The organism is Streptosporangiales bacterium, assembly GCA_009379955.1.
Classification (GTDB): Bacteria; Actinomycetota; Actinomycetes; order Streptosporangiales; family WHST01; genus WHST01.
Genome location: WHST01000025.1, coordinates 42,724 through 61,316 on the forward strand (window position 1 = coordinate 42,724; position 18,593 = coordinate 61,316).

Below are 18,593 nucleotides of genomic sequence, written 5' to 3' on the forward strand. Positions count from 1 at the left end.
GATGGCGACAGACGTCGCGCCCCGGGCGCACACCGACATCAACGTCAAGGCGGAGCGGAGCTACCGCCGCAGGCGCCGCAACGACCGTGCCCTGCGCATCGGCCTCGGCGCGGGCGTTCCCCTCGCGCTCCTCCTGCTGTGGCAGGTGAGTGCGACGGTCGGCATCATCGACGAGCGCTTCTTCCCTGCGCCGAGCGTGATCGTGTCCCGGGCGATCGAGGACGCCGTCGCCGGCACGCTGCTCGGTGACCTCGGTACCCAGCTGAAGGCGACGCTCGTCCGGATCCTCGCCGGCATCGCGATCGGTGTGACGTCGGGGATCCTCGTCGGCACGCTGATGGGAAGCGTCCGGGCGGTCAGGTACGCGATCGCTCCCCTGGTGTACGCGCTGTACCCGATGCCGAAGCTCGCGATCCTGCCGCTGCTTCTCATCGTCTTCGGCATCGGCGACGTCAGCAAGATCGCGCTCGTCTCGCTCGGTGTCTTCTTCGTCGTCGGCCTCTCGGCCTTCAGTGGCACGCTGTACACCAGCCAGGTCTACGAGGACGTCTCGCACGCCTTCGCGTTCCCGCGCCTGATGCGGTACGGGCGTGTGGTGCTGCCCGCCGCGCTCCCGTCCATCATGAGCGGGGTCAAGCTCGGCATCGGGCAGGCGCTGATCCTCGTCGTCTCCGTCGAGTTCGTGAACTCCAACAACGGGATCGGCTACTTCATCTGGCAGTCCTGGCAGACGCTCGACATCCCGCGGATGTTCATCGGCCTGCTCTGCGTGGCGATCGGCGGTGCCGCCGCCGTGTTCCTCGGCGACCTGTGCGAACGGCTGCTGGTGCCATGGGCGAAGCATTGAGCGGGCGCGCGACCCTGGTGCTGCTGCACGCGGCCGGGCTCGACCACCGGATGTGGGACGAGACGGCGGCCGCGTGGCAGGAGCGGGGGCACGACACGCTCGCCCTCGACCTGGCTGGCCACGGCACTGCTCCGGCGCCGCGGGCGGGCTGCACGCTCGACGACCTCGCCGACGACGTACTCGAACGGCTGCCGGCGCGCGACGGTCCCGTCGTGCTCGTCGGCGTCTCGCTCGGCGGCATGGTGGGCCAGCTGTGTGCGCTGCGCGGCACGGCCGCCGTCGACGGGCTGGTGCTCGCGAACACCATGGCGCACCCGACACCGCCGATGCGCGACGCGTTGCGCGGCCGCGCGAGCCGTACCGAGGAACGCGGCGTGGTCGGCATGGTCGACGAGACGATCGACCGTTGGTTCTCCGCGGAGACACGCGAGCGCGCACCCGAGTCGGTCGCTCGGGTACGGCAGTGGCTCACCGAGGCGGACACCGCGGTGAACGCCGGAACGTGGCGCGCGATCGCCGACCTCGCCACGCTGGAACGCCTGCCGAAGCTCGACCTGCCGGTGCTCGTCGTGAGCGGCTCGGTCGACGCGTCGGTGCCTGCAGCCGTCACGGCGGAGATGTGCGCGGCGCTGTCGGACGTCCGCCACGTCGAGCTGGCCGGCGTGGGGCACCTCGCGCCGGTCGAGGCGGCCGCGCGCTTCGTCACGGAGGTCGACACCTTCGTCCGCGAGAGCCTGACCCGCAGGGAGATCTCATGATTCGCGAGCGTCCCCGTATCGCCGTCGTCGGCGCAGGCCCGGGTGGCCTCGCCGCGGCTATGCTGCTCAGCCGGCTCGACTGCGATGTCGCGGTGTACGAGCAGGCGCCGGCGTTCGGGCGCGTCGGTGCGGGCATCAACGTCAGCCCGAACGCGACGCGTGCGGTCGCCGGCATGGGCCTGCTCGACGAGATGCGCAAGACCGCCTGCCGCCCCGCCGGGTGGACGAGTCGCACCTTCGACTCGGGCGACCTGCTCGCCTACCTGCCGCTCGGGGAGGAGGTCGAGTCGTCGTACGCGGGGCCGTTCCTGCAGATGCACCGCGCCGACTTCCACCACGTGCTCGCGGAGGCGACGTCGGCGACCGGTCGGGTCCCGATCCACCACGGCATGCAGCTCGCCGGGCTGCACCGCGGCGCGAGCGGCGTGCGGCTCGACTTCTCCGACGGCACGAGTGCCGACGCCGACTTCCTCGTCGGCGCCGACGGCATCCACTCGCGGGTGCGGGAGTCGCTGTTCGGTGTGGACGAGCTGCACTTCACCGGACGCGTCGCGTACCGCGGTGTCGTGCCCGCCGACCGTTCGGCCCGCCTGGTCGACGACGACTTCACCAAGTGGTGGGGCACCGACCGGCACATCGTCATCTACTACGTCAGCGAGGGCAAGGAGATCTACTACACCACCAGCATCCCCGAGACGGAGTGGCGCGAGGAGTCGTGGTCGACCCGCGGCGACGTCGGCGAGCTCCGCACGGCGATGGACGGTGCGCACCCGGATGTCCACGTGGTCATCGGCGTCGACCACGACACGTACAAGTGGGCGCTCTACGACAGGGAGCCGATGCCGAGCTGGCACGAGGGTCCGGTGGTGCTGATCGGCGACGCGTGCCACCCGATGGTGCCGTACATGGCGCAGGGCGCGGCGATGGCGATGGAGGACGCGGTGGTGCTGTTCCGCCTCGCCGAGGAGCAGGGCGTCGGCGCGCTCGACCGGGTGTTCGCGCGCTTCGAGCGCAACCGGGTCGCTCGCGCGTCGCGGGTGCAGAGCGAGTCGGCGGAGAACACCTTCATGCGGTCCGGTGGATCGCCGGAATGGCTGTACGGCTACGACGCGTGGTCCGTACCCCTCAGCTGAGCAACACAGGAATCGGGTGAACATGACGACTGAGCCGCTACCACTGGACGACCTCACCGACCCCGTCGTGCTGTGGCGGGCGAGCGACGGCGAGCCGGCGCGGCTGCTCGGCAGCCGGTGCCGCACCTGCGACGCGCGGGCGTTCCCGTCCCGCTCGCTGTGCTTCGGCTGCCTCGGCACCGACCTCGAGCCGTTGGCGCTCGGGCCTGCGGGCGTCCTGTACTCGTACTCGACGGTGCGGGTCTCTGCCTCACGCGCGGTGCCGTACACGCTCGGGTACGTCGACCTCCCCGAGGGACCGCGGGTGCTCGCCGAGTTGGGCGGCGACCCCGACCGCTACCGGCCCGACCAGCCCGTGCACCTCGCCGTCGCGGCCGACGGCTCCTGGTCTTTCGTACCCGCAGAGGAGGCGCCCCATGAGTGACGTGCACGTGATCAGCGGCGCCATGATTCCCATGCGGCGCTACCACGAGTCCTCCTACGTCGGCCTCGGCGTCCCGCCGGTCGCGGCGGCGTTGCGGGAGAGCGGACTCGACGTCAGTGCCGTCGAGTCGGTCTACTGCGGCCACGCGTTCGGCGGCATGCTGACCGGTCAGCGCATCGTCAAGGACGTCGGCCTCGCCGGCATCCCGGTGCTCAACGTCGACAACGCCTGCTCCGGTGGCGCGACCGCGGTGCACGCGGCGTACCGGGCGATCGCGCGCGGCGAGTACGCGACCGCGCTCGTCGTCGGCGTCGACAAGCTCACCCAGTTCGGCGGCGGCACGCTTCCTCTGGTCGCCGAGGACTGGGAGGTGCGGCAGGGCATGGTGATGCCCGCGATGTACGCGATGCGCGCACGCCGCTACCTGCACGAGCGCGACGCGACGATCGAGGACCTCGCCGGCGTGAGCGTCAAGGCACGCGCGCACGGCAGCCGCAACCCGTACGCCCAGTACCGCAAGCCGGTGACCGCCGAGGAGGTGCTGGAGTCCAAGCCGATCGCCGACCCGCTCACCCTCCTGCAGTGCTGCCCGACCGGCGACGGTGCCGCGGCGCTCGTCCTGGTGAACGACGAGGTGTGGCAGCGCTCGGGCCGCCCGCCGTCGATCAGGGTGCGGGCGTCGGTGCTGCACTCCGGCGACTTCGCGGCGGGCTACCGCGACATGCTCAGGCCCGAGATCACGTACGGCTCGGCGCGGGAGGCGTACGAGGAGGCGTCGGTCGGACCCGATGAGCTCGACGTGATCGAGCTGCACGACGCGTTCAGCATCGCCGAGCTCGTCTACTACGAGGCGCTCGGACTGTGCGAGCCCGGTGACTCCGCCGCGCTGCTGCGGTCGGGTGCGACGACGTACGGCGGCCGCACGGTGGTCAACCCCAGCGGCGGCCTGCTGGCAAAGGGGCACCCGGTCGGCGCGAGCGGCGCCGCGCAGGTGGTCGAGGCGTTCTGGCAGCTGACCGGCCGGGCAGGTGACAGGCAGGTGCCGGACGCGCGCCTCGCGCTGACCCACGTGACGGGCGGCGGCATCGCCGGCCTCGACCACGGGGCCTGCACGATCCACGTGTTCGAGAGGACTACATGACGGTCACCGCACCGGCTCGGGGGCGGCCGCTGGTGGGCGTCCGCGTCCTCGACCTGACGACGTTCCTGTCGGGCCCGTTCGCGACGCAGATCCTCGCCGACCTCGGCGCCGAGGTCATCAAGCTCGAGTCGCTCGACGGCGACTCGAGCCGGTCGATCCCGCCGCACTTCGTCGGCGACGACAGCGCGTACTTCCTGGCCAACAACCGCGGTAAGCGCAGCATTGCGGTCGACCTGAAGTCGCCGGCGGGACTCGAGGTCGCGCTCGGCCTCATCGACCGCTGCGACGTGGTGATCGAGAACTTCCGGCCGGGCGTCTGTGCGCGCCTCGGCCTCGACGCCGAACGCATCCGCGCGGACCGTCCCGACCTCGTCTGGGCGTCGATCAGCGGCTTCGGGCAGAGCGGCCCGATGCGCGACAAGCCCGCGTACGACATGGTCGTGCAGGCGCTCGGTGGTGTCATGAGCCTCACCGGCGAGGTCGGGCGGCCGGCGGTGCGGCTCGGTATCCCCGCGGGCGACCTCGTCGCCGGCATGTACGCGACGATCGGCATCGTCTCGGCGCTGCTCGACCAGCAGCGCACCGGCGTCGGGCGCGTGATCGACGTGTCGATGCTCGACTGCCAGCTCTCGATGCTCTCGTACCAGGGCGTGTACTCGCTCGTCGCGGGCGTGACCCCGGGACCGCAGGACCGCGGGCACGACTCGATCCCCACGTACCGCTCGTTCCAGGGCGCGGACGGCAGGGAGTTCGTGGTGACCGCCAACACCGAGCGCATGTGGCGCGCGCTGTGCGAGGTGATCGGCCGCCCCGAGCTCGTCGACGACGACCGCTTCTCGAACGCGCGCGTGCGGCTGGTGAACCGGCTGCCGCTGTGGAGCGTGCTGGAGGCCGAGTTCGAGCGCGAGCCGGCCGAGACCTGGGTCACCGCCCTGTCGGAGCGGTCGGTGCCCGCGGCGCTCATCAAGACCGTCCCCGAGGCCCTGACCGACGCCGAGTCGGCGGGCCGCGACATGGTCGTCGCGCTCGACGCGCCGGACGGCGAGAACGTCCGTGTCCTCGGCAACCCCATCAAGTTCGACACGACCGACCCCGACGAGTTCGCCTACCCCCCGACCCTCGGCGAGCACACCGAGCAGATCCTGGGTGACCTGCTGAACCTGGGCGCCGACGAGGTCGCCGCCCTCCTGGAGAACGGCGTCGTCCGCGGCACCAAACCCCGCGAGAGCTGACCTCGCCCCACCTTGCGTCCACTGACTTCCTACTGGGCGGAGTCTTGGATGGCTTGGATCAGCGCCTTGGTGGCGGGTGGGTCGGGTGGTTCGCCGTAGGTGACGGTGTAGATCTGGCGGGCGAAGTCGGGTATCTCGGTGGTGTGGACGTCGGGTAGGCGGTGGGCGCGGAGCGCGAGTCCTGGCAGGGTGGTGACACCGGTGCCGGCGGCGACGAGGGCCTGCACGACGACCATGTCGTCGCAGACGGACTCGATGCGTGGGGTGAAGCCATGGTGCCCGCAGACGGCCGTCAGCTCGCCCTGGCACCGTTCGCAACCGCCGATCCAGGCGGAGTGGCGATGGTTCGCGATGCTGTCGTCGGGGCGCTGGCTCACCAGGTAGATCGGGTCGTCGGCGACGTGGACCACGCGGAATCCTTCGTCCTCCAGCGGAGCGTGCGCGTACCGGAAGACGAGGGCGACGTCGATCTCGCCGTGTCGCAGCAGCTGGAGCGCTTCGACCGGATGACGGTCGATCACGCTCAGCTCGAGGCCCGGGTGTGCCTCGGTCAGCATGGCGGCTGCCTTCGGCACGATCGTGCTCAGTACGGACGCGTTGGCGGCGAGGCGAACCCGCCCCGTCCGCAGACCGACCTGCGCGGCCAGCTCGTTGGTTGCCGCGTCGACCCGTCCCACGATCTCGGTGGCCCGGTTGGCCAGCAGCTCGCCCTCAGGGGTCAGTCGGATCCCACGACCCACCCGCTGGACGAGCTTGACACCGGTGGCCGCTTCCAGGCGGGACAGGTGATGACTCACCGACGGCTGCGAGTAGTGCAGCTCCCTCGCTGCTTCGGTCACGGACGCGTGTCGCGCCACCGCGGCCAGCACCTTGAGCTGGACCAGGTTCAGCATAGATCAAGGATATCAATGTGAATGACGAAGAATTGGCATTAGACGTCATCTATAGATCCGTCCATGCTCTCTGGTGAGGGCGCCGGACAGCGGCGCCGAGCCGACCGAGGAGCCACGATGAGCAAGCTCAGGTGTCACATCTCGATCTCGCTGGACGGTTTCGTCGCGGGCCAGAACCAGAGCGAGGAGAACCCGCTCGGCGAGGGTGGCGAGCGGCTCCACGACTGGGTGGTTCCGCTGGCCGTCTGGCGCCGATCCCACGGCGAGCAGGGGGGCGAGGTGAACGAGAGCGCACGGATAGTCGAGGAAGCGAAGGAGAACATCGGCGCTGCGGTGATGGGCCGGAACATGTTCGGCCCTGTCGGCGGTGGTGCCTGGGGTGACGAGCAGTGGACGGGCTGGTGGGGTGACGACCCGCCCTACCACTACCCCGTGTTCATCGTCACCCATCACTCGCGTGATCCGGTGGAGATGGAGGGAGGGACCACGTTCCACTTCGTCACCGACGGAATCGAGTCCGCGCTCGAACAGGCGAAGAAGGCCGCCGGCGGCAAGGACGTCATGCTGTGGGGCGGCGGCCACGTCGCTTCGCAGTACCTGGCAGCGGGACTGCTGGACGAGCTCGAGCTGCACGTCGTTCCGGTGTTGCTCGGTGACGGTTCTCGCCTCCTCGACAACCTCGGGGACGCGGATGTGCGACTCGAGCAGGTCCGGGCCGTCGAGGCGCCCGGCGTCACCCACCTCAAGTACCGGATCTTGCCGGGTGCTCCCTCATGATGGACGTAGCGATCATCATTGGCAGCACCCGACCCGGACGCAAGGGTGAGGCGGTCGCCGGCTGGGTCCATGACCTTGCGGTCAAGCGCGGCGACGCCAGGTTCGAGGTGGTGGACCTGACCGACTTCGCGCTTCCACCCCTGGACGAGCCGATGCCGGCGATCACGGGCCAGTACACCCAGCCGCACACCCACACGTGGGCAGCGAAGATCGCCTCGTTCGACGCCTACGTGTTCGTGACACCCGAGTACAACCACTCGGCACCTGGCCCGCTGAAGAACGCGATCGACTTTCTCTACGCGGAGTGGACCAACAAGGCGGTCGGGTTCGTCGGCTACGGAAGCGCCGGCGGCGCCCGCGCCATCGAGCACCTGCGGCTGGTCATGAGCTGTCTCCAGGTCGCCCACGTCAGCGCACAGGTGGAGCTGTCGCTGTTCACCGATTTCGAGGACTTCACGGCCTTCCACCCGGCGGGACGCCACGAGGACACCCTCACCACCCTGCTGGACCAGGTCATCGCCTGGGACACCCCGCTGAAGGTACTGCGCAGAGGAGAGCACCATGGAGCCTGATCGCCTGCAGACCTTCATCGACGACGTGGGACTCGTGGTGAGCAGCACCGACGACGAGCACGAGATCACGGCGCGGGTCGCCGAGCGGCTGTCCGCTCTACTGGCCGGCGGCTACCGGCTTCCGCCGGAGGCCACGCGATCATCGTCCGTGCGTCACGTGACGTATCCGCTCTACCTCGCTCCCGATGACAGCTGGTCGATGGCGTCCGTGGTCTGGGACGTGGGTCAGCAGACCAACGTGCATTCGCACGAGACGTGGGGCGTCGTCGGCATCTACGCGGGAGTCGAACACGAGACCCGGTACCTCAAGCCGACGGCGTCCACCGTGAGCGCGCCACTGACGCCGGCCGGCGACACGCGGTGGGCGCCGGGGCAGGTGACCGTCTGCTGTACCACCGACGACGATGTCCATGCCGTCGCAGCCGTCGGCAGCGAACCCACCGTCGGGATCCACGTCTACGGCGGCAATATCGGCACGATCAGACGGTGGTCGTACGACCCCGCCACCGGCGAAGCCCGCTCGTTCGTCTCCGGCTGGGACAGCCCTGAGGACGTGCCCGACCCACCTCGCTGACGGAACGGCCTTGGGGCTAGTCCGTGGAGCTGAGGCCGCGGAACTCCTGGACGCGCTCGGGCTGGTCGGTGGGGAGGTCGACGCGGCCGTAGAGCCAGAGCATCAGGCCCGCCGCCGTGCCGGTGACCGTGGGCGGGCCGTCCGCGCGCGGCGCCCACAGCAGCGCGGCGCCGGGGTCGGCCTGGGAGACCGTCCACGAGGATCCGGTGTCGGTCGCGGTGAGGACGAGCGGGCCGGACAGGGAGCGGCCGAGCCGCTGCACGTCGTCGGCGTCGGCCAGGGAACAGGTGAGGAACTCCTCGACCGCGTCGGCCGCCGCGTCGGGCCGCACCGTCCAGGCCGCACCCGCGGCGTCGGCGGCATCCCAGTGGTGCACCGCGGTCTCCTGCACCTGGTGCCTGGTGATGAAGCCGACGTCCTGACGGTCGGGGAACCAGGTCCACACGGGCGTGTCCTGGTCCGCGGCGCGGAGCACGTCGACGAGGTCGACGGCGCCCCGCTCGAACGCGGCGACGAGATCGCCCCTCTCCGGACGCTGCGGTCGATCGGCCTCGTCGGGCGGCGCGGCCAGCCGCTCGGCGGCGATCGTCCGCCAGAACCAGTGCACCTCGGTCAGGTGCCAGACCAGGTCGGCGACGTCCCAGTCGGGACAGTGCGTGACGGGGGCGTCCAGGTTGCCGCGGACGGCGTCGGCGAAGCCGCCGGAGTGGTGGGCGATCGCGGTGACACACGCGTCAGTGGAGAGGGTCATGGCGCTCACCCTAGGGACGGGCGCGGACGTCGGCACCCGGATTCCCTCCGGGCCGCCACCTTCCGGCGGCGCCGAGATCATGCACCATGTAGCGTCGGACCCTGGTGAGGACGACACGAGCGGTACAGGTGGCGCTGATCGTCTCGTGCCAGAGCCTGCAGGGCCTCACGTTCGGCGCGGTCGCGCTGTTCCTGCCGCTCATCAGGCACGACGTCGGCCTCACGTTCTCCGAGGCCGGCACGCTCGCGGTGGCGTCGCAGATCGTGTACGCGGCGATGCAGGTGCCGTCGGGCTACCTCGCGGACAGGTACGGGCCTAAGCGGCTGTTCGTCGTCGGGCTGCTCGGGGTCAACACGCTGTCGCTGGTGTTCGCGTCGCTCGACTCGTACGTCCTGCTGCTCGCGAACCTCACCCTGTACGGCTTCTTCAGGTCGCTGGTGTTCGCGCCCGGCCTGCTGCTCATCAGCGAGCAGTTCCCGCCGAACAGGCGCGCCACGGGCATGGGGCTGTACGTCGCGGGCGGGTTCACGTCCAACATCGTGCTCAGCTCCCTCGGCCCGATCCTCGTCGGTCCGCTGGGCTGGCGGCTGCTCTTCGTCCTCTTCTCCGTCGGCGGCCTGCTCGTCGTCGCGGTGTTCGTGAAGCTCGGCAGCGGCACGCGCAAGGACGGCTCCGCTGCGCCGGTGAGCATCAGGGAGCTGCCGCGGCTGCTGCGCCACCCGGTCATGTGGTTCGCCGGCGTCGTGCAGTTCGTCCGGCTCGCCGTCGTCACCGCGATGAACTTCTGGCTGCCGACGTACCTCGTCGTCGACAAGGGCTTCTCGCTGCAGAGCGCGGGCCTCGTCGTGGCGCTCGGCGCGCTGGTGACGGCGCCGGCCAACTCGCTCGGCGGGTACCTCTCGGACCGGCTGGGCAGGCCGGTGCTCGTCGTCGCGACCTCGGTGACGGCGATCGCCGTCACCCTCGTGCTGCTGGCCAACGTGCACGCGCCGCCGCTGGTGGTGACGGTCGTGGCCGTCCAGGCGATCTTCGTCCAGTTCTACTTCGGCCCGCTCTTCAGCATCCCGATCCGCGTCCTCGGCACCCGCACGGCCGGCCTCGCGAGCGGGTTCTCGAACGGCTGCGCCAACCTCGGCGGGCTGACGTTCGCGTACACGTTCGGCGTGGTGAAGGACACGACGGGCTCGTTCGCCGCCGGCCTGTACGCGCTCGCGGGCTGCTGCGTGGTCTCCCTGGCGGCCACCGCCGTCCTGGCCCGCCTCATCCGCCCGCGGCCGGGGGCGTGACCCGGTGCCCCCTCCCCACGTGGACGCTTCGTATGGGCCATAGCCAAGACAAGGCGCCCACGTGGGGTCGGGTCGCTGGGGCGGGGCGCTGGGTCAGGCCGGCCCCGGCGGCGCAGTGGAGGCGCGGATCACCAGGTGGACGGGGAGGGTGATCGTCTTCGGCGGACCCGGTGTGCCGTCGAGCTGCTGGAGCAGCAGCCGGGCGGCCTCGGCGCCGAGCTCGTGGTGCGGCACGTGGATGCTCGTCAGCGGTGGGTCGACCTCGTCGAGGAACGGCATGTCGTTGTAGCCCACCACCGAGACGTCGGCGGGGCACCGCAGGCCGTGGGCGCGGACGGCCCGCAGCGCGCCGAGGGCGATCAGGTCGTTGCCGGCGACGACTCCGGTCGGGGCGGCGCCATGCTCCAGGGCACCGCGCATCGCGTCCTCGCCCGCGCGGATGGAGTACGACGAGCACGCCACCACGGTTCCGTCGACCTGGCGGGCGGTGACCGCCTGGCGGAACGCACGCGCACGGCTCGCGCCGGTCGACAGCGCGGCGGGACCGGCCAGGTGCAGGAGGCGCCGGTGACCGAGGTCGGCGAGATGGTCGACCGCGGCGGCGATCCCCGCGGCGTCGTCGCCGGTCACGACGGGATAGAGCGGACGCTCCGTGCCCCGGTTGACCAGGACTGCGCGCACACCGCGCTCGTGCGCCGCCTGCAGGAGCGGGTGCTCGCGCCGTCCCGTCGCGAGGATGAGGCCGTCGACGTGCCGGCCGAGCAGGGCCTCGAACCGTGACGTCTCCTGCGCGTCGTCGTTGTCGGTGTTCGCGATGAGTGCTGTGTAGTCACGTGCCGACAGGGCGGTCTCGATCCCGCGGACGATCGGCGGGAAGAGCGGGTTGGTGAGGTCGGGGATGAGCACGCCCACCGTGTGCGACCTGCTGGTGCGCAGTCCCCGCGCCATCGTGTTGGGCGTGTAGCCGAGCTCCCTGGCCGCGAGCAGCACCCGGCGCGCGGTCGCCGCGTTGACGAGCCCGCTGGTGTCCGGGTTGAGGGCGCGCGACGCCGTCGCCTTGTGCACGCCCGCCGCCCTGGCGACGTCCGACATGGTCGGCCGACTGCTCATGGGGCCAGCGTAGGGACCGGTGATGCGGCGGACAACAACCGATCGCAGCGCTCTTTTGCCCGTGCGGATTGACAATCGCGGCGCCTAGCGGTCAGGATCATAGCAATCGGTTGCAGTAGTCCGCGGACTCGAGGAGATGGTGATGGCGAACGTCCCCGGCGAGTCACCCCGGATCGGCTGGATCGGCACCGGCCGGATGGGCTATGCGATGGTCGAGCGACTGCTCGCCGCCGGTCACGACGTGGCCGTCTACAACCGCACCAGGTCCAAGGCCGAGCCGCTCGTGGGCAGCGGCGCGCGGCTCGTCGACCACCCCGTCGAGCTGGCCGACCGCGACGTCGTGTTCGCCATGGTCTCGGCGTCCGCCGACCTCGAGGCGGTCACGACGGGTGATGGCGGCGTGCTGACCGACCCCGACGCGAACCCCGGTGTGCTCGTCGACTGCTCCACGGTCTCCGCCGAGGTGTCGGCGGCGGTACGCGCCGAGGCGGCCAAGGGCAGGACCGACTTCCTCGCCGCGCCGGTCAGCGGCAACCCCAACGCCGTCGCCGCCGGGCGGCTGACCCTCGCGGTGTCCGGCCCCCGGCCGGTGTACGACCAGGTCGAACCGCTGCTGCAGATCCTCGGTCGCGGGGTCACCTACGTCGGCGAGGGCGAGGTGGCACGGCTGGTGAAGATCTGCCACAACGTCGTCCTCGGTGTCATGACCCAGGCACTGGCCGAGGTCACCCTGCTCGCCGAGCAGGGCGGCACCACCCGCGCCGCGTTCCTGGCGTTCCTCAACGACTCGGTGCTCGGCTCGACGTTCAGCAGGTACAAGACGCCCGCGTTCGTCAACCTCGACTTCACGCCGACCTTCACGGCGCCGCTGCTGCGCAAGGACCTCGAGCTCGGCCTCGCCGCCGCGCGCGAGGCCGGCATGCCGATGCCGCTGGCGGCGGCGACCGCGCAGCTCGTCACGGCGGTCATCGGCGCGGGCCACACCGACGAGGACTTCGCCACCCTGCTGCTCGAACAGGCCCGTTCGTCCGGCATGACGCTGGAGCCCGAGGGCGTCGACGTCGACGACGGGCTGGGAAGCACGCCATGACTGTGTTCCCCGCCGACCTCCGCCGCTCCGCTCCTCGCTCAGGCGCGCATAGCGTCGAGGGTGCAGGTTCCGTCATCGCTGCGATGCTCACTACGGAGGACGGCTCTTGACGCTTGCCGAAGGTCGCCCGATACCGGCGCCGGGTCACGGCGGCGTCGACTACGAGCAGCGCGTCGACTTCGACCGGCTGCGGGCGTACCGGCTGGCACGCGCGCGGGAGTCGCTGGCGGGCAGCGACTGCGGCGCGTTCCTCCTCTTCGACTTCTACAACATCCGCTACGTCACGCAGACCTGGATCGGCGGCGCGCTCGGCGACAAGATGACGCGCTACGCGCTGCTCGTCCGTGACGAGGAGCCGGTGCTCTGGGACTTCGGGTCGGCGGCGCGCCACCACCAGCTGTACTCGCCGTGGCTCGAGCCGGAGAACTGCCGCGCGGGCATGCTCGGCCTGCGCGGCGCGATCGCGCCGGACGCCGGGCTGATGGAGTCGGCGGTCACCCAGATCAAGGCGATGCTCACCGAAGCCGGCGTGGCCGACGCGCCCGTCGGCGTCGACATCGTCGAGCCGCCGTTCCTCTTCGAGATGCAGCGGCAGGGGCTCACCGTCCTCGACGCGCAGCAGCTCATGCTCGACGCCAGGCAGATCAAGTCCGGCGACGAGATCATGCTGCTCTCCCAGGCCTGCGCGATGGTCGACGGCGTCTACCAGGACATCGTCGAGGCGCTGAAGCCGGGCGTGCGCGAGAACGAGATCGTCGCGCTCGCGAACAAGCGGCTGTACGAGATGGGCTCCGACCAGGTCGAGGCGATCAACGCGGTGTCGGGCGAGCGCTGCAACCCGCACCCGCACAACTTCTCCGACCGCATCATCCGGCCCGGCGACCAGGCGTTCTTCGACATCATCCAGTCGTACAACGGCTACCGCACCTGCTACTACCGCACGTTCAGCGTCGGCAGCGCGACCGACCCGCAGCGCGACGCCTACGTCCGCGCGCGCGAGTGGATGGACGCCGCGATCGAGGCCGTCAAGCCGGGCGTCGGCACCGACGAGATCGCGCGGCTCTGGCCGGCGGCGACGGAGTTCGGGTTCGCCGACGAGATGGCCGCGTTCGGCCTGCAGTTCGGGCACGGCGTCGGCCTCGGGCTGCACGAGCGGCCGATCATCTCGCGGCTCAACAGCCTCGCGAACCCGATCGAGATCCGCAGCGGCATGGTGTTCGCGCTCGAGACGTACTGCCCGGCGTCCGACGGCTTCTCCGCCGCGAGGATCGAGGAGGAGGTCGTGGTGACCGACACGGGCACGCACGTGATCACGAGGTTCCCCGCGCAGGACCTCTTCGTGGCGAATCCGTACTGAACATCGGGGAGTGAGAATGACGACGACGAGCCGGGCGGACGGGGCGGCAACGCTCACCACCGAGGAGCGGCTGGCGATGTACCGGCTGCTCGTCGAGCTGCGCCACTTCGAGAAGCGTGCCTACGACCTGTTCCTGCAGAACCTCGTGAAGGGCACGAGCCACCTGTCGATCGGCCAGGAGGCCATCGCGGCGGCGTTCGGCGTCGCCATGCGCGCAGACGACTACACGTTCGCGACGTACCGCGGGCACGCGCACACCCTCGCGCGCGGCGTGCCGATGACACCTGTGCTGGCCGAGCTGCTCGGCAGGGACAACGGCCTGATGGCCGGCAAGGGCGGCTCGATGCACCTGACGAGCGTCGAGCACGGGATGATGGGCTCGTACGCGATCATCGGCGCGCACCTGCCGATCGCGTGCGGCGCGGCATGGAGTGCCCAGTACCGCGACAGCGGGCAGGTCGCGGTCTGCTTCTTCGGCGACGGCACGACCAACATCGGCGCGTTCCACGAGGCGCTGAACTTCGCCGCGGTCTGGAAGCTGCCCGTCGTGTTCGTCTGCGAGAACAACCTCTACATGGAGTACACGCCGATCGGCGACGTCACGGCGGTGCCGCGGCCCGCGGCCGACCGCGCGTCGTCGTACGGCCTCGAACCGATCGTGGTCGACGGCAACGACCCCGACGCCGTCCACGCGGTCGCCGCCACCGCGCTCGCCCGCGCGCGAGCCGGCGAGGGGCCGTCGCTCGTCGAGGCGCTGACGTACCGGCACGGCGGCCACTCCCGCGCGGATCCGGGCAAGTACCGGCCGGACGAGGAGGTCGCCGCCTGGCTCGCGCGCGACCCGGTCCCGATGTACCGGCAGCGGCTGGTCACCGACGGGGTCGAGGAGCACGTGCTCGACGACATCGACGACGCCGTGCACGCCGCCGTCGACCTGGCGACCGAGGAGGCCAAGGCGGGCGGCACACCGGGCGAGGGCCTGCTGATGACGGACGTGTGGGCGGATGGAGGCTCGTCATGGCGCAACTGACGCGTCCGGTAGGCGACATCGTCTGGGTGTACGCCCGAGCGAGCCGAAGGGGTGGGCGTTCATGACACTCACCTACAGAGAGGCCATCGCGCGGGGCATCGCGCAGGAGATGCGGCGCGACGAGAACGTCGTGTTCCTCGGCGAGGACGTCGCGGCCGCCGGCGGCGTGTTCAAGGGCACGGTCGGGCTGCTCGAGGAGTTCGGCCCGCGGCGCGTGCGCGACACCCCGATCAGCGAACAGGCGATCCTCGGTGCCGCGATGGGTGCCGCGATGACCGGCCTGCGGCCGATCGCCGAGATCATGTTCAGCGACTTCTTCGCGGTCTGCTGGGACATCGTGGCCAACGAGATCGCCAAGACCAGGTACATGACGAACGGGCAGATCTCGCTTCCCCTGGTCATCAGGTCAGGCAACGGCGGCGGCCTGCGCTTCGGCGCGCAGCACTCGCAGAGCGTCGAGAACTGGGCGATGGCCGTGCCCGGCATCAAGGTCGTCGTCCCGTCGAACCCGCGCGACGTCGTGGGCCTGATGTCCGCCGCCGTACGCGACCCCGACCCGGTCGTGCTGCTGGAGGAGAAGGGCCTCTACGCGACGAAGCAGGACGTGCCCGACGGCGAGATCGTCGACGAGCTGGGCAAGGCGACCGTCCTGCGCGAGGGCGACGACGCGACGCTCGTCGCGCTCGGCAGCATGGTGCCCAAGACCGTCGCGGCGGCCGAGGAGCTCGCCGCCGTCGGCCTCGAGTGCACCGTCGTCGACGTCCGAAGTCTCGTCCCGCTCGACACCGCGACCCTGCTCCGCGAGATCAGCCGCACGGGTCGCCTGTTCACCGTCGAGGCCAACCCGCGGCTGTGCGGATGGGGTGCGGAGCTCGTCTCCGTCGTCGCCGACGAGATCTTCACCGACCTCGACGGCCCGCTCGTCCGCATCACGACACCCCACATCCCGCTGCCGGCCGCCGACGCCTTGGAGGACCTGGCGCTCCCGTCGGTCGAACGCATCGTCGACACCGTCCACAAGTCCATGACCACCTGAGCGCCCGCTCGCGTTATACCCGCCCCTGCCCGGCGGCGTCGGTGCATCCCCCCGCACCGGCGCCGCCGCCATGTCGTGGGTGCATCGCGGGGGCGGGCGGAACCCGTGAGGGTGCCCCTCACCGCACCCTGACACGGTGAGGGTGCCCTTCACGGGTGCGCTGACGCGGTGAGGGTGCCCTTCACGGTGGGCTGACGCGGTGAGGGTGCCCCTCACGGTGGGCTGACGCGGTGAGGGTGCCCCTCACGGTGGGCTGACGCGGTGAGGGTGCCCCTCACGGGTGGGAGGACACGGTGAGGGTGCCCCTCACGGGTGGGAGGACACGGGTGCGACGTCTCCGGCAGCCGGGCCGCACCAGGTGTCGAGTGCCGAACGGAGGGCCGTCGGATCCGCGTCGTCGCTCGCCCAGGCGTAGTAACCGTCGGGACGGACGAGCGCGTGGCGCGCGGGCGCGGCGGTCGACGTGACGACCCGCACCCGGTCGTGGTGTCCGGCCAGCACGGCGTCGGACCGCTCGTCGCCACCGGAGCCGACGAGGACGAACCGGCCACCGCGCAGCGTCTCGTACAGCCGCCCGCCGCCCGCCACCGGAAGGTCGGGCGCACGCCGGCCCACGAGCTCGTGGGCGCCGGGCGGACGCGGGTAGGTGATGCCGATGCCGGAGAGGCTCAGCACGGCCGCCTCGGGTGCGCGCATGACGCGACCCACCACCTGCCCGAGCAGGAACGAGGCGGCGCGGGTCCGCCGGTTCCGGCCGAGGACCATCCGCAGCAGGGCGCCGCTGCCGCGCAGCACCTCCCTGCCGACCGGGTGGCGTTCCCGTTCGTAGCCGTCGAGCAGGGCGGCCCGGCCGCGGACGGCGGACACGAGCCGCCAGCCCAGGTCGGCGGCGTCCTGCAGCCCGGCGTTCATGCCCAGCCCGCCCGCGGGGGAGTGGACGTGCGCGGCATCGCCGGCGAGGAACACCCGGCCGACCCGGTAGTGCGGGGCCTGTCGCTCGTCGCTGTGGAACCGGGAGAGCCAGCGCGCCTCGGTGATGCCGAACGACGTGCCGTGCACGCGTGCGGTGACGTCGCGGACCTCGTCGAGTGTCACCGGGGCGTCGTCGGGCAGCTGCCGGTGCCGGTCCCAGGCGATGACGCGGTACCAGCCGTCGCCGAACGGCACGATGAACGCGAACCCGTCGCGGCCGTTGGCGAGCGTGAGCACCTCCGAAGGCGGCTCGGACATGCGGACGTCCGCGATCATCACCGACTGCACGGCGGTGTGACCGGGGAACGGCAGGTCGAGCGCCCTCCGCACCGCGCTGCCCACGCCGTCAGTGCCGACGGCGTACGACGCGCGCACCGTCGACGTCGCGCCGGCCCTGCGCAGGTCGGCGACGACGCCGTCGCCGTCCTGTCGCAGGCCGACGAGCTCGGTGCCGCGCCGGAGCTCGACGCCGACCTTCGCCGCGCGCTCCTCGAGCACGCGCTCGGTCTCGTACTGCGGCGTGATCAGCAGGTAGGCGAACCGGCTCGGCAGCCGGCCGAGGTCGATCACGAGTTGGCCGATCGGGCGGATGGTCGCACGGCGCACGCCCGTGCTCACCAGGTCGTCGGCCACGCCTCGCATGTCGAGCAGTTCGAGGGTGCGCGCATGGACGGCGAACGCGCGGGTGAGGTTGGACTCGTCCTCCCTGCGCTCGACCAGCGTGCACGAGATCCCTTGCTCCGCAAGGTCTCCGGCCAGGAGCAGGCCGGTCGGTCCCGCGCCCACCACGAGGACGTCCGTGGTCGTCGTCATCGGGGTACCTCCCGTCGACATTCGCTCTGCGATTCGAGCATGACTCGCCGGACGGGGCGATGTCAACACTTGTTGGCCTACTAGCGTTGACATACGCTGGCGAGCGTGACGACGACACCACGGCGGTCCGACGCGACGAAGGCGACGATCCTCGACGCGGCACGCGAGCGGTTCGCGAGCGACGGCTACGAGCGTGCGACGATCCGGGCCATCGCGGCGGACGCGAACATCGATCCGGCGATGGTGATGCGCTACTTCGGCAACAAGGAAGGACTGTTCGCCGCGGCCGCCGAGCTCGAGCTCGACCTCCCGGACCTCCGTGCGGTGTCGAGGGAGGAGGCGGGTGCCGTCCTTGCTCGGCGGTTCCTGGAGATCTGGGAGGACAACGAGACGATGACGGCGCTGCTGCGCGCGCTGGCGACCAACGGCGCGGCGGCGAAGCGCGGCCGCATGATCTTCGGTCGCCAGCTGCGTCCCGTGGTCGCCGCCGTGTGCCCCCACCCGGACGAGGCGGCGGTACGCGCGGGGCTCGTGGCGTCGCAGGTGCTCGGCATGGCCCTGTGCCGTTACGTCCTGCGGCTGCCGCCGGTCGTGTCGATGTCGCGCGCCGAGGTCGTCCGTTGGCTGGGACCTACCCTCCAGCGCTACCTCACGGCCGACTAGTGTCGCCCGCCGGAAATTCGTAGGTTAAGTCGGTATGGTGGTGGCATGCCGAGAACTGGGCGTCCGAAGGCGGAGTTGGTGTTGACCGGTGCCGAGCGGGAGCAACTGATCGGCTGGTCTCGGCGGGCGAAGTC

19 protein-coding genes are annotated in these 18,593 nt (G+C 71.0%); 15 read left to right on the top strand and 4 right to left on the bottom strand.

All coding sequences use genetic code 11. The annotated features are described in order from the left end of the window. Position 1 precedes the first annotated feature (1 nt). The 6 genes from GEV10_10320 to GEV10_10345 are packed head-to-tail and all read left to right on the top strand — an operon-like array spanning position 2 to position 5,535. On the top strand, positions 2-847 hold the full coding sequence (locus GEV10_10320) for an ABC transporter permease subunit (protein ID MQA78852.1): 846 nt from the start codon (positions 2-4) through the stop codon (positions 845-847). Continuing rightward, entirely contained in the window at positions 832-1,605 is a 774-nt protein-coding gene (locus GEV10_10325; GenBank protein ID MQA78853.1) for an alpha/beta fold hydrolase, read from the top strand. The genes GEV10_10320 and GEV10_10325 overlap by 16 nt, the downstream gene beginning before the upstream one ends. Then, positions 1,602-2,738 (top strand): NAD(P)-binding protein, encoded by a 1,137-nt coding sequence (locus GEV10_10330; GenBank protein MQA78854.1) that lies wholly within the window; start codon positions 1,602-1,604, stop codon positions 2,736-2,738. Before GEV10_10325 ends, GEV10_10330 begins: the two co-directional genes overlap by 4 nt. A 22-nt stretch (positions 2,739-2,760) precedes the next feature. Beyond that, positions 2,761-3,162, top strand: coding sequence for a hypothetical protein (locus GEV10_10335; GenBank protein MQA78855.1), 402 nt, complete (start codon positions 2,761-2,763; stop codon positions 3,160-3,162). After that, positions 3,155-4,303 carry a thiolase family protein gene (locus GEV10_10340; GenBank protein MQA78856.1) on the top strand — a complete coding sequence of 383 codons (1,149 nt, stop codon included), beginning with the start codon at positions 3,155-3,157 and terminating at the stop codon, positions 4,301-4,303. Before GEV10_10335 ends, GEV10_10340 begins: the two co-directional genes overlap by 8 nt. Then, positions 4,300-5,535 (top strand): CoA transferase, encoded by a 1,236-nt coding sequence (locus GEV10_10345; protein ID MQA78857.1) that lies wholly within the window; start codon positions 4,300-4,302, stop codon positions 5,533-5,535. Before GEV10_10340 ends, GEV10_10345 begins: the two co-directional genes overlap by 4 nt. A gap of 29 nt (positions 5,536-5,564) precedes the next feature. Here the strand turns inward: GEV10_10345 and GEV10_10350 are convergent, their stop codons facing one another. Next, positions 5,565-6,428, bottom strand: coding sequence for a LysR family transcriptional regulator (locus tag GEV10_10350; protein ID MQA78858.1), 864 nt, complete (start codon positions 6,426-6,428; stop codon positions 5,565-5,567). Between the two features lie 117 nt (positions 6,429-6,545). Between GEV10_10350 and GEV10_10355 the strand changes: the two genes are divergently transcribed. Genes GEV10_10355 through GEV10_10365 form a run of 3 tightly spaced genes read left to right on the top strand, consistent with a single transcriptional unit; the run spans position 6,546 to position 8,351 of the window. Beyond that, entirely contained in the window at positions 6,546-7,205 is a 660-nt protein-coding gene (locus GEV10_10355; GenBank protein MQA78859.1) for a dihydrofolate reductase, read from the top strand. Then, positions 7,202-7,777, top strand: coding sequence for an NADPH-dependent FMN reductase (locus GEV10_10360; protein MQA78860.1), 576 nt, complete (start codon positions 7,202-7,204; stop codon positions 7,775-7,777). The genes GEV10_10355 and GEV10_10360 overlap by 4 nt, the downstream gene beginning before the upstream one ends. Next, positions 7,767-8,351 carry a hypothetical protein gene (locus GEV10_10365; GenBank protein MQA78861.1) on the top strand — a complete coding sequence of 195 codons (585 nt, stop codon included), beginning with the start codon at positions 7,767-7,769 and terminating at the stop codon, positions 8,349-8,351. The genes GEV10_10360 and GEV10_10365 overlap by 11 nt, the downstream gene beginning before the upstream one ends. Positions 8,352-8,367: 16 nt before the next feature. Here GEV10_10365 and GEV10_10370 read toward each other — a convergent pair whose 3' ends face one another. After that, on the bottom strand, positions 8,368-9,183 hold the full coding sequence (locus GEV10_10370) for a maleylpyruvate isomerase family mycothiol-dependent enzyme (protein ID MQA78862.1): 816 nt from the start codon (positions 9,181-9,183) through the stop codon (positions 8,368-8,370). Positions 9,184-9,230: 47 nt separating this feature from the next. Between GEV10_10370 and GEV10_10375 the strand changes: the two genes are divergently transcribed. Then, a complete protein-coding gene (locus GEV10_10375; GenBank protein MQA78863.1) occupies positions 9,231-10,388 on the top strand; it encodes an MFS transporter in 1,158 nt (385 codons plus the stop codon). Between the two features lie 93 nt (positions 10,389-10,481). On the opposite strand, the gene GEV10_10380 is transcribed toward GEV10_10375, so the two are convergent. Beyond that, complete coding sequence (locus GEV10_10380; GenBank protein MQA78864.1) at positions 10,482-11,498, bottom strand: substrate-binding domain-containing protein; 1,017 nt, start codon at positions 11,496-11,498, stop codon at positions 10,482-10,484. Positions 11,499-11,640: 142 nt separating this feature from the next. Between GEV10_10380 and GEV10_10385 the strand changes: the two genes are divergently transcribed. From GEV10_10385 to GEV10_10400, 4 genes are all read left to right on the top strand, one after another. Continuing rightward, positions 11,641-12,588: an NAD-binding protein gene (locus GEV10_10385; protein ID MQA78865.1), complete on the top strand. Its 948-nt coding sequence runs from the start codon at positions 11,641-11,643 to the stop codon at positions 12,586-12,588. A gap of 106 nt (positions 12,589-12,694) precedes the next feature. After that, positions 12,695-13,945: a M24 family metallopeptidase gene (locus GEV10_10390; protein ID MQA78866.1), complete on the top strand. Its 1,251-nt coding sequence runs from the start codon at positions 12,695-12,697 to the stop codon at positions 13,943-13,945. Between the two features lie 16 nt (positions 13,946-13,961). Continuing rightward, positions 13,962-14,975 (top strand): pyruvate dehydrogenase (acetyl-transferring) E1 component subunit alpha, encoded by a 1,014-nt coding sequence (locus GEV10_10395; protein MQA78867.1) that lies wholly within the window; start codon positions 13,962-13,964, stop codon positions 14,973-14,975. A gap of 61 nt (positions 14,976-15,036) precedes the next feature. Further along, positions 15,037-16,011, top strand: a complete 975-nt coding sequence (locus GEV10_10400) for an alpha-ketoacid dehydrogenase subunit beta (protein MQA78868.1) — start codon at positions 15,037-15,039, stop codon at positions 16,009-16,011. A gap of 306 nt (positions 16,012-16,317) precedes the next feature. Here GEV10_10400 and GEV10_10405 read toward each other — a convergent pair whose 3' ends face one another. Continuing rightward, complete coding sequence (locus GEV10_10405; protein MQA78869.1) at positions 16,318-17,889, bottom strand: FAD-dependent oxidoreductase; 1,572 nt, start codon at positions 17,887-17,889, stop codon at positions 16,318-16,320. Positions 17,890-17,892: 3 nt separating this feature from the next. On the opposite strand from GEV10_10405, the gene GEV10_10410 reads away from it, so the two are divergent. Beyond that, positions 17,893-18,459 carry a TetR family transcriptional regulator gene (locus GEV10_10410; GenBank protein ID MQA78870.1) on the top strand — a complete coding sequence of 189 codons (567 nt, stop codon included), beginning with the start codon at positions 17,893-17,895 and terminating at the stop codon, positions 18,457-18,459. The last annotated feature ends 134 nt before the right edge of the window (positions 18,460-18,593 follow it).

What these genes read in the sequence shown, in the direction of transcription:
- GEV10_10345 (MQA78857.1), top strand. Translation starts at nt 4,300, where the DNA reads ATGACGGTCACCGCACCGGCTCGGGGGCGGCCGCTGGTGGGCGTCCGC.
- GEV10_10350 (MQA78858.1), bottom strand. Translation starts at nt 6,428, where the DNA reads ATGCTGAACCTGGTCCAGCTCAAGGTGCTGGCCGCGGTGGCGCGACAC.
- GEV10_10365 (MQA78861.1), top strand. Translation starts at nt 7,767, where the DNA reads ATGGAGCCTGATCGCCTGCAGACCTTCATCGACGACGTGGGACTCGTG.
- GEV10_10380 (MQA78864.1), bottom strand. Translation starts at nt 11,498, where the DNA reads ATGAGCAGTCGGCCGACCATGTCGGACGTCGCCAGGGCGGCGGGCGTG.
- GEV10_10330 (MQA78854.1), top strand. Translation starts at nt 1,602, where the DNA reads ATGATTCGCGAGCGTCCCCGTATCGCCGTCGTCGGCGCAGGCCCGGGT.
- GEV10_10335 (MQA78855.1), top strand. Translation starts at nt 2,761, where the DNA reads ATGACGACTGAGCCGCTACCACTGGACGACCTCACCGACCCCGTCGTG.
- GEV10_10400 (MQA78868.1), top strand. Translation starts at nt 15,037, where the DNA reads ATGACACTCACCTACAGAGAGGCCATCGCGCGGGGCATCGCGCAGGAG.
- GEV10_10340 (MQA78856.1), top strand. Translation starts at nt 3,155, where the DNA reads ATGAGTGACGTGCACGTGATCAGCGGCGCCATGATTCCCATGCGGCGC.
- GEV10_10355 (MQA78859.1), top strand. Translation starts at nt 6,546, where the DNA reads ATGAGCAAGCTCAGGTGTCACATCTCGATCTCGCTGGACGGTTTCGTC.
- GEV10_10360 (MQA78860.1), top strand. Translation starts at nt 7,202, where the DNA reads ATGATGGACGTAGCGATCATCATTGGCAGCACCCGACCCGGACGCAAG.
- GEV10_10325 (MQA78853.1), top strand. Translation starts at nt 832, where the DNA reads ATGGGCGAAGCATTGAGCGGGCGCGCGACCCTGGTGCTGCTGCACGCG.
- GEV10_10385 (MQA78865.1), top strand. Translation starts at nt 11,641, where the DNA reads ATGGCGAACGTCCCCGGCGAGTCACCCCGGATCGGCTGGATCGGCACC.
- GEV10_10320 (MQA78852.1), top strand. Translation starts at nt 2, where the DNA reads ATGGCGACAGACGTCGCGCCCCGGGCGCACACCGACATCAACGTCAAG.
- GEV10_10405 (MQA78869.1), bottom strand. Translation starts at nt 17,889, where the DNA reads ATGTCAACGCTAGTAGGCCAACAAGTGTTGACATCGCCCCGTCCGGCG.
- GEV10_10395 (MQA78867.1), top strand. Translation starts at nt 13,962, where the DNA reads ATGACGACGACGAGCCGGGCGGACGGGGCGGCAACGCTCACCACCGAG.
- GEV10_10370 (MQA78862.1), bottom strand. Translation starts at nt 9,183, where the DNA reads ATGATCTCGGCGCCGCCGGAAGGTGGCGGCCCGGAGGGAATCCGGGTG.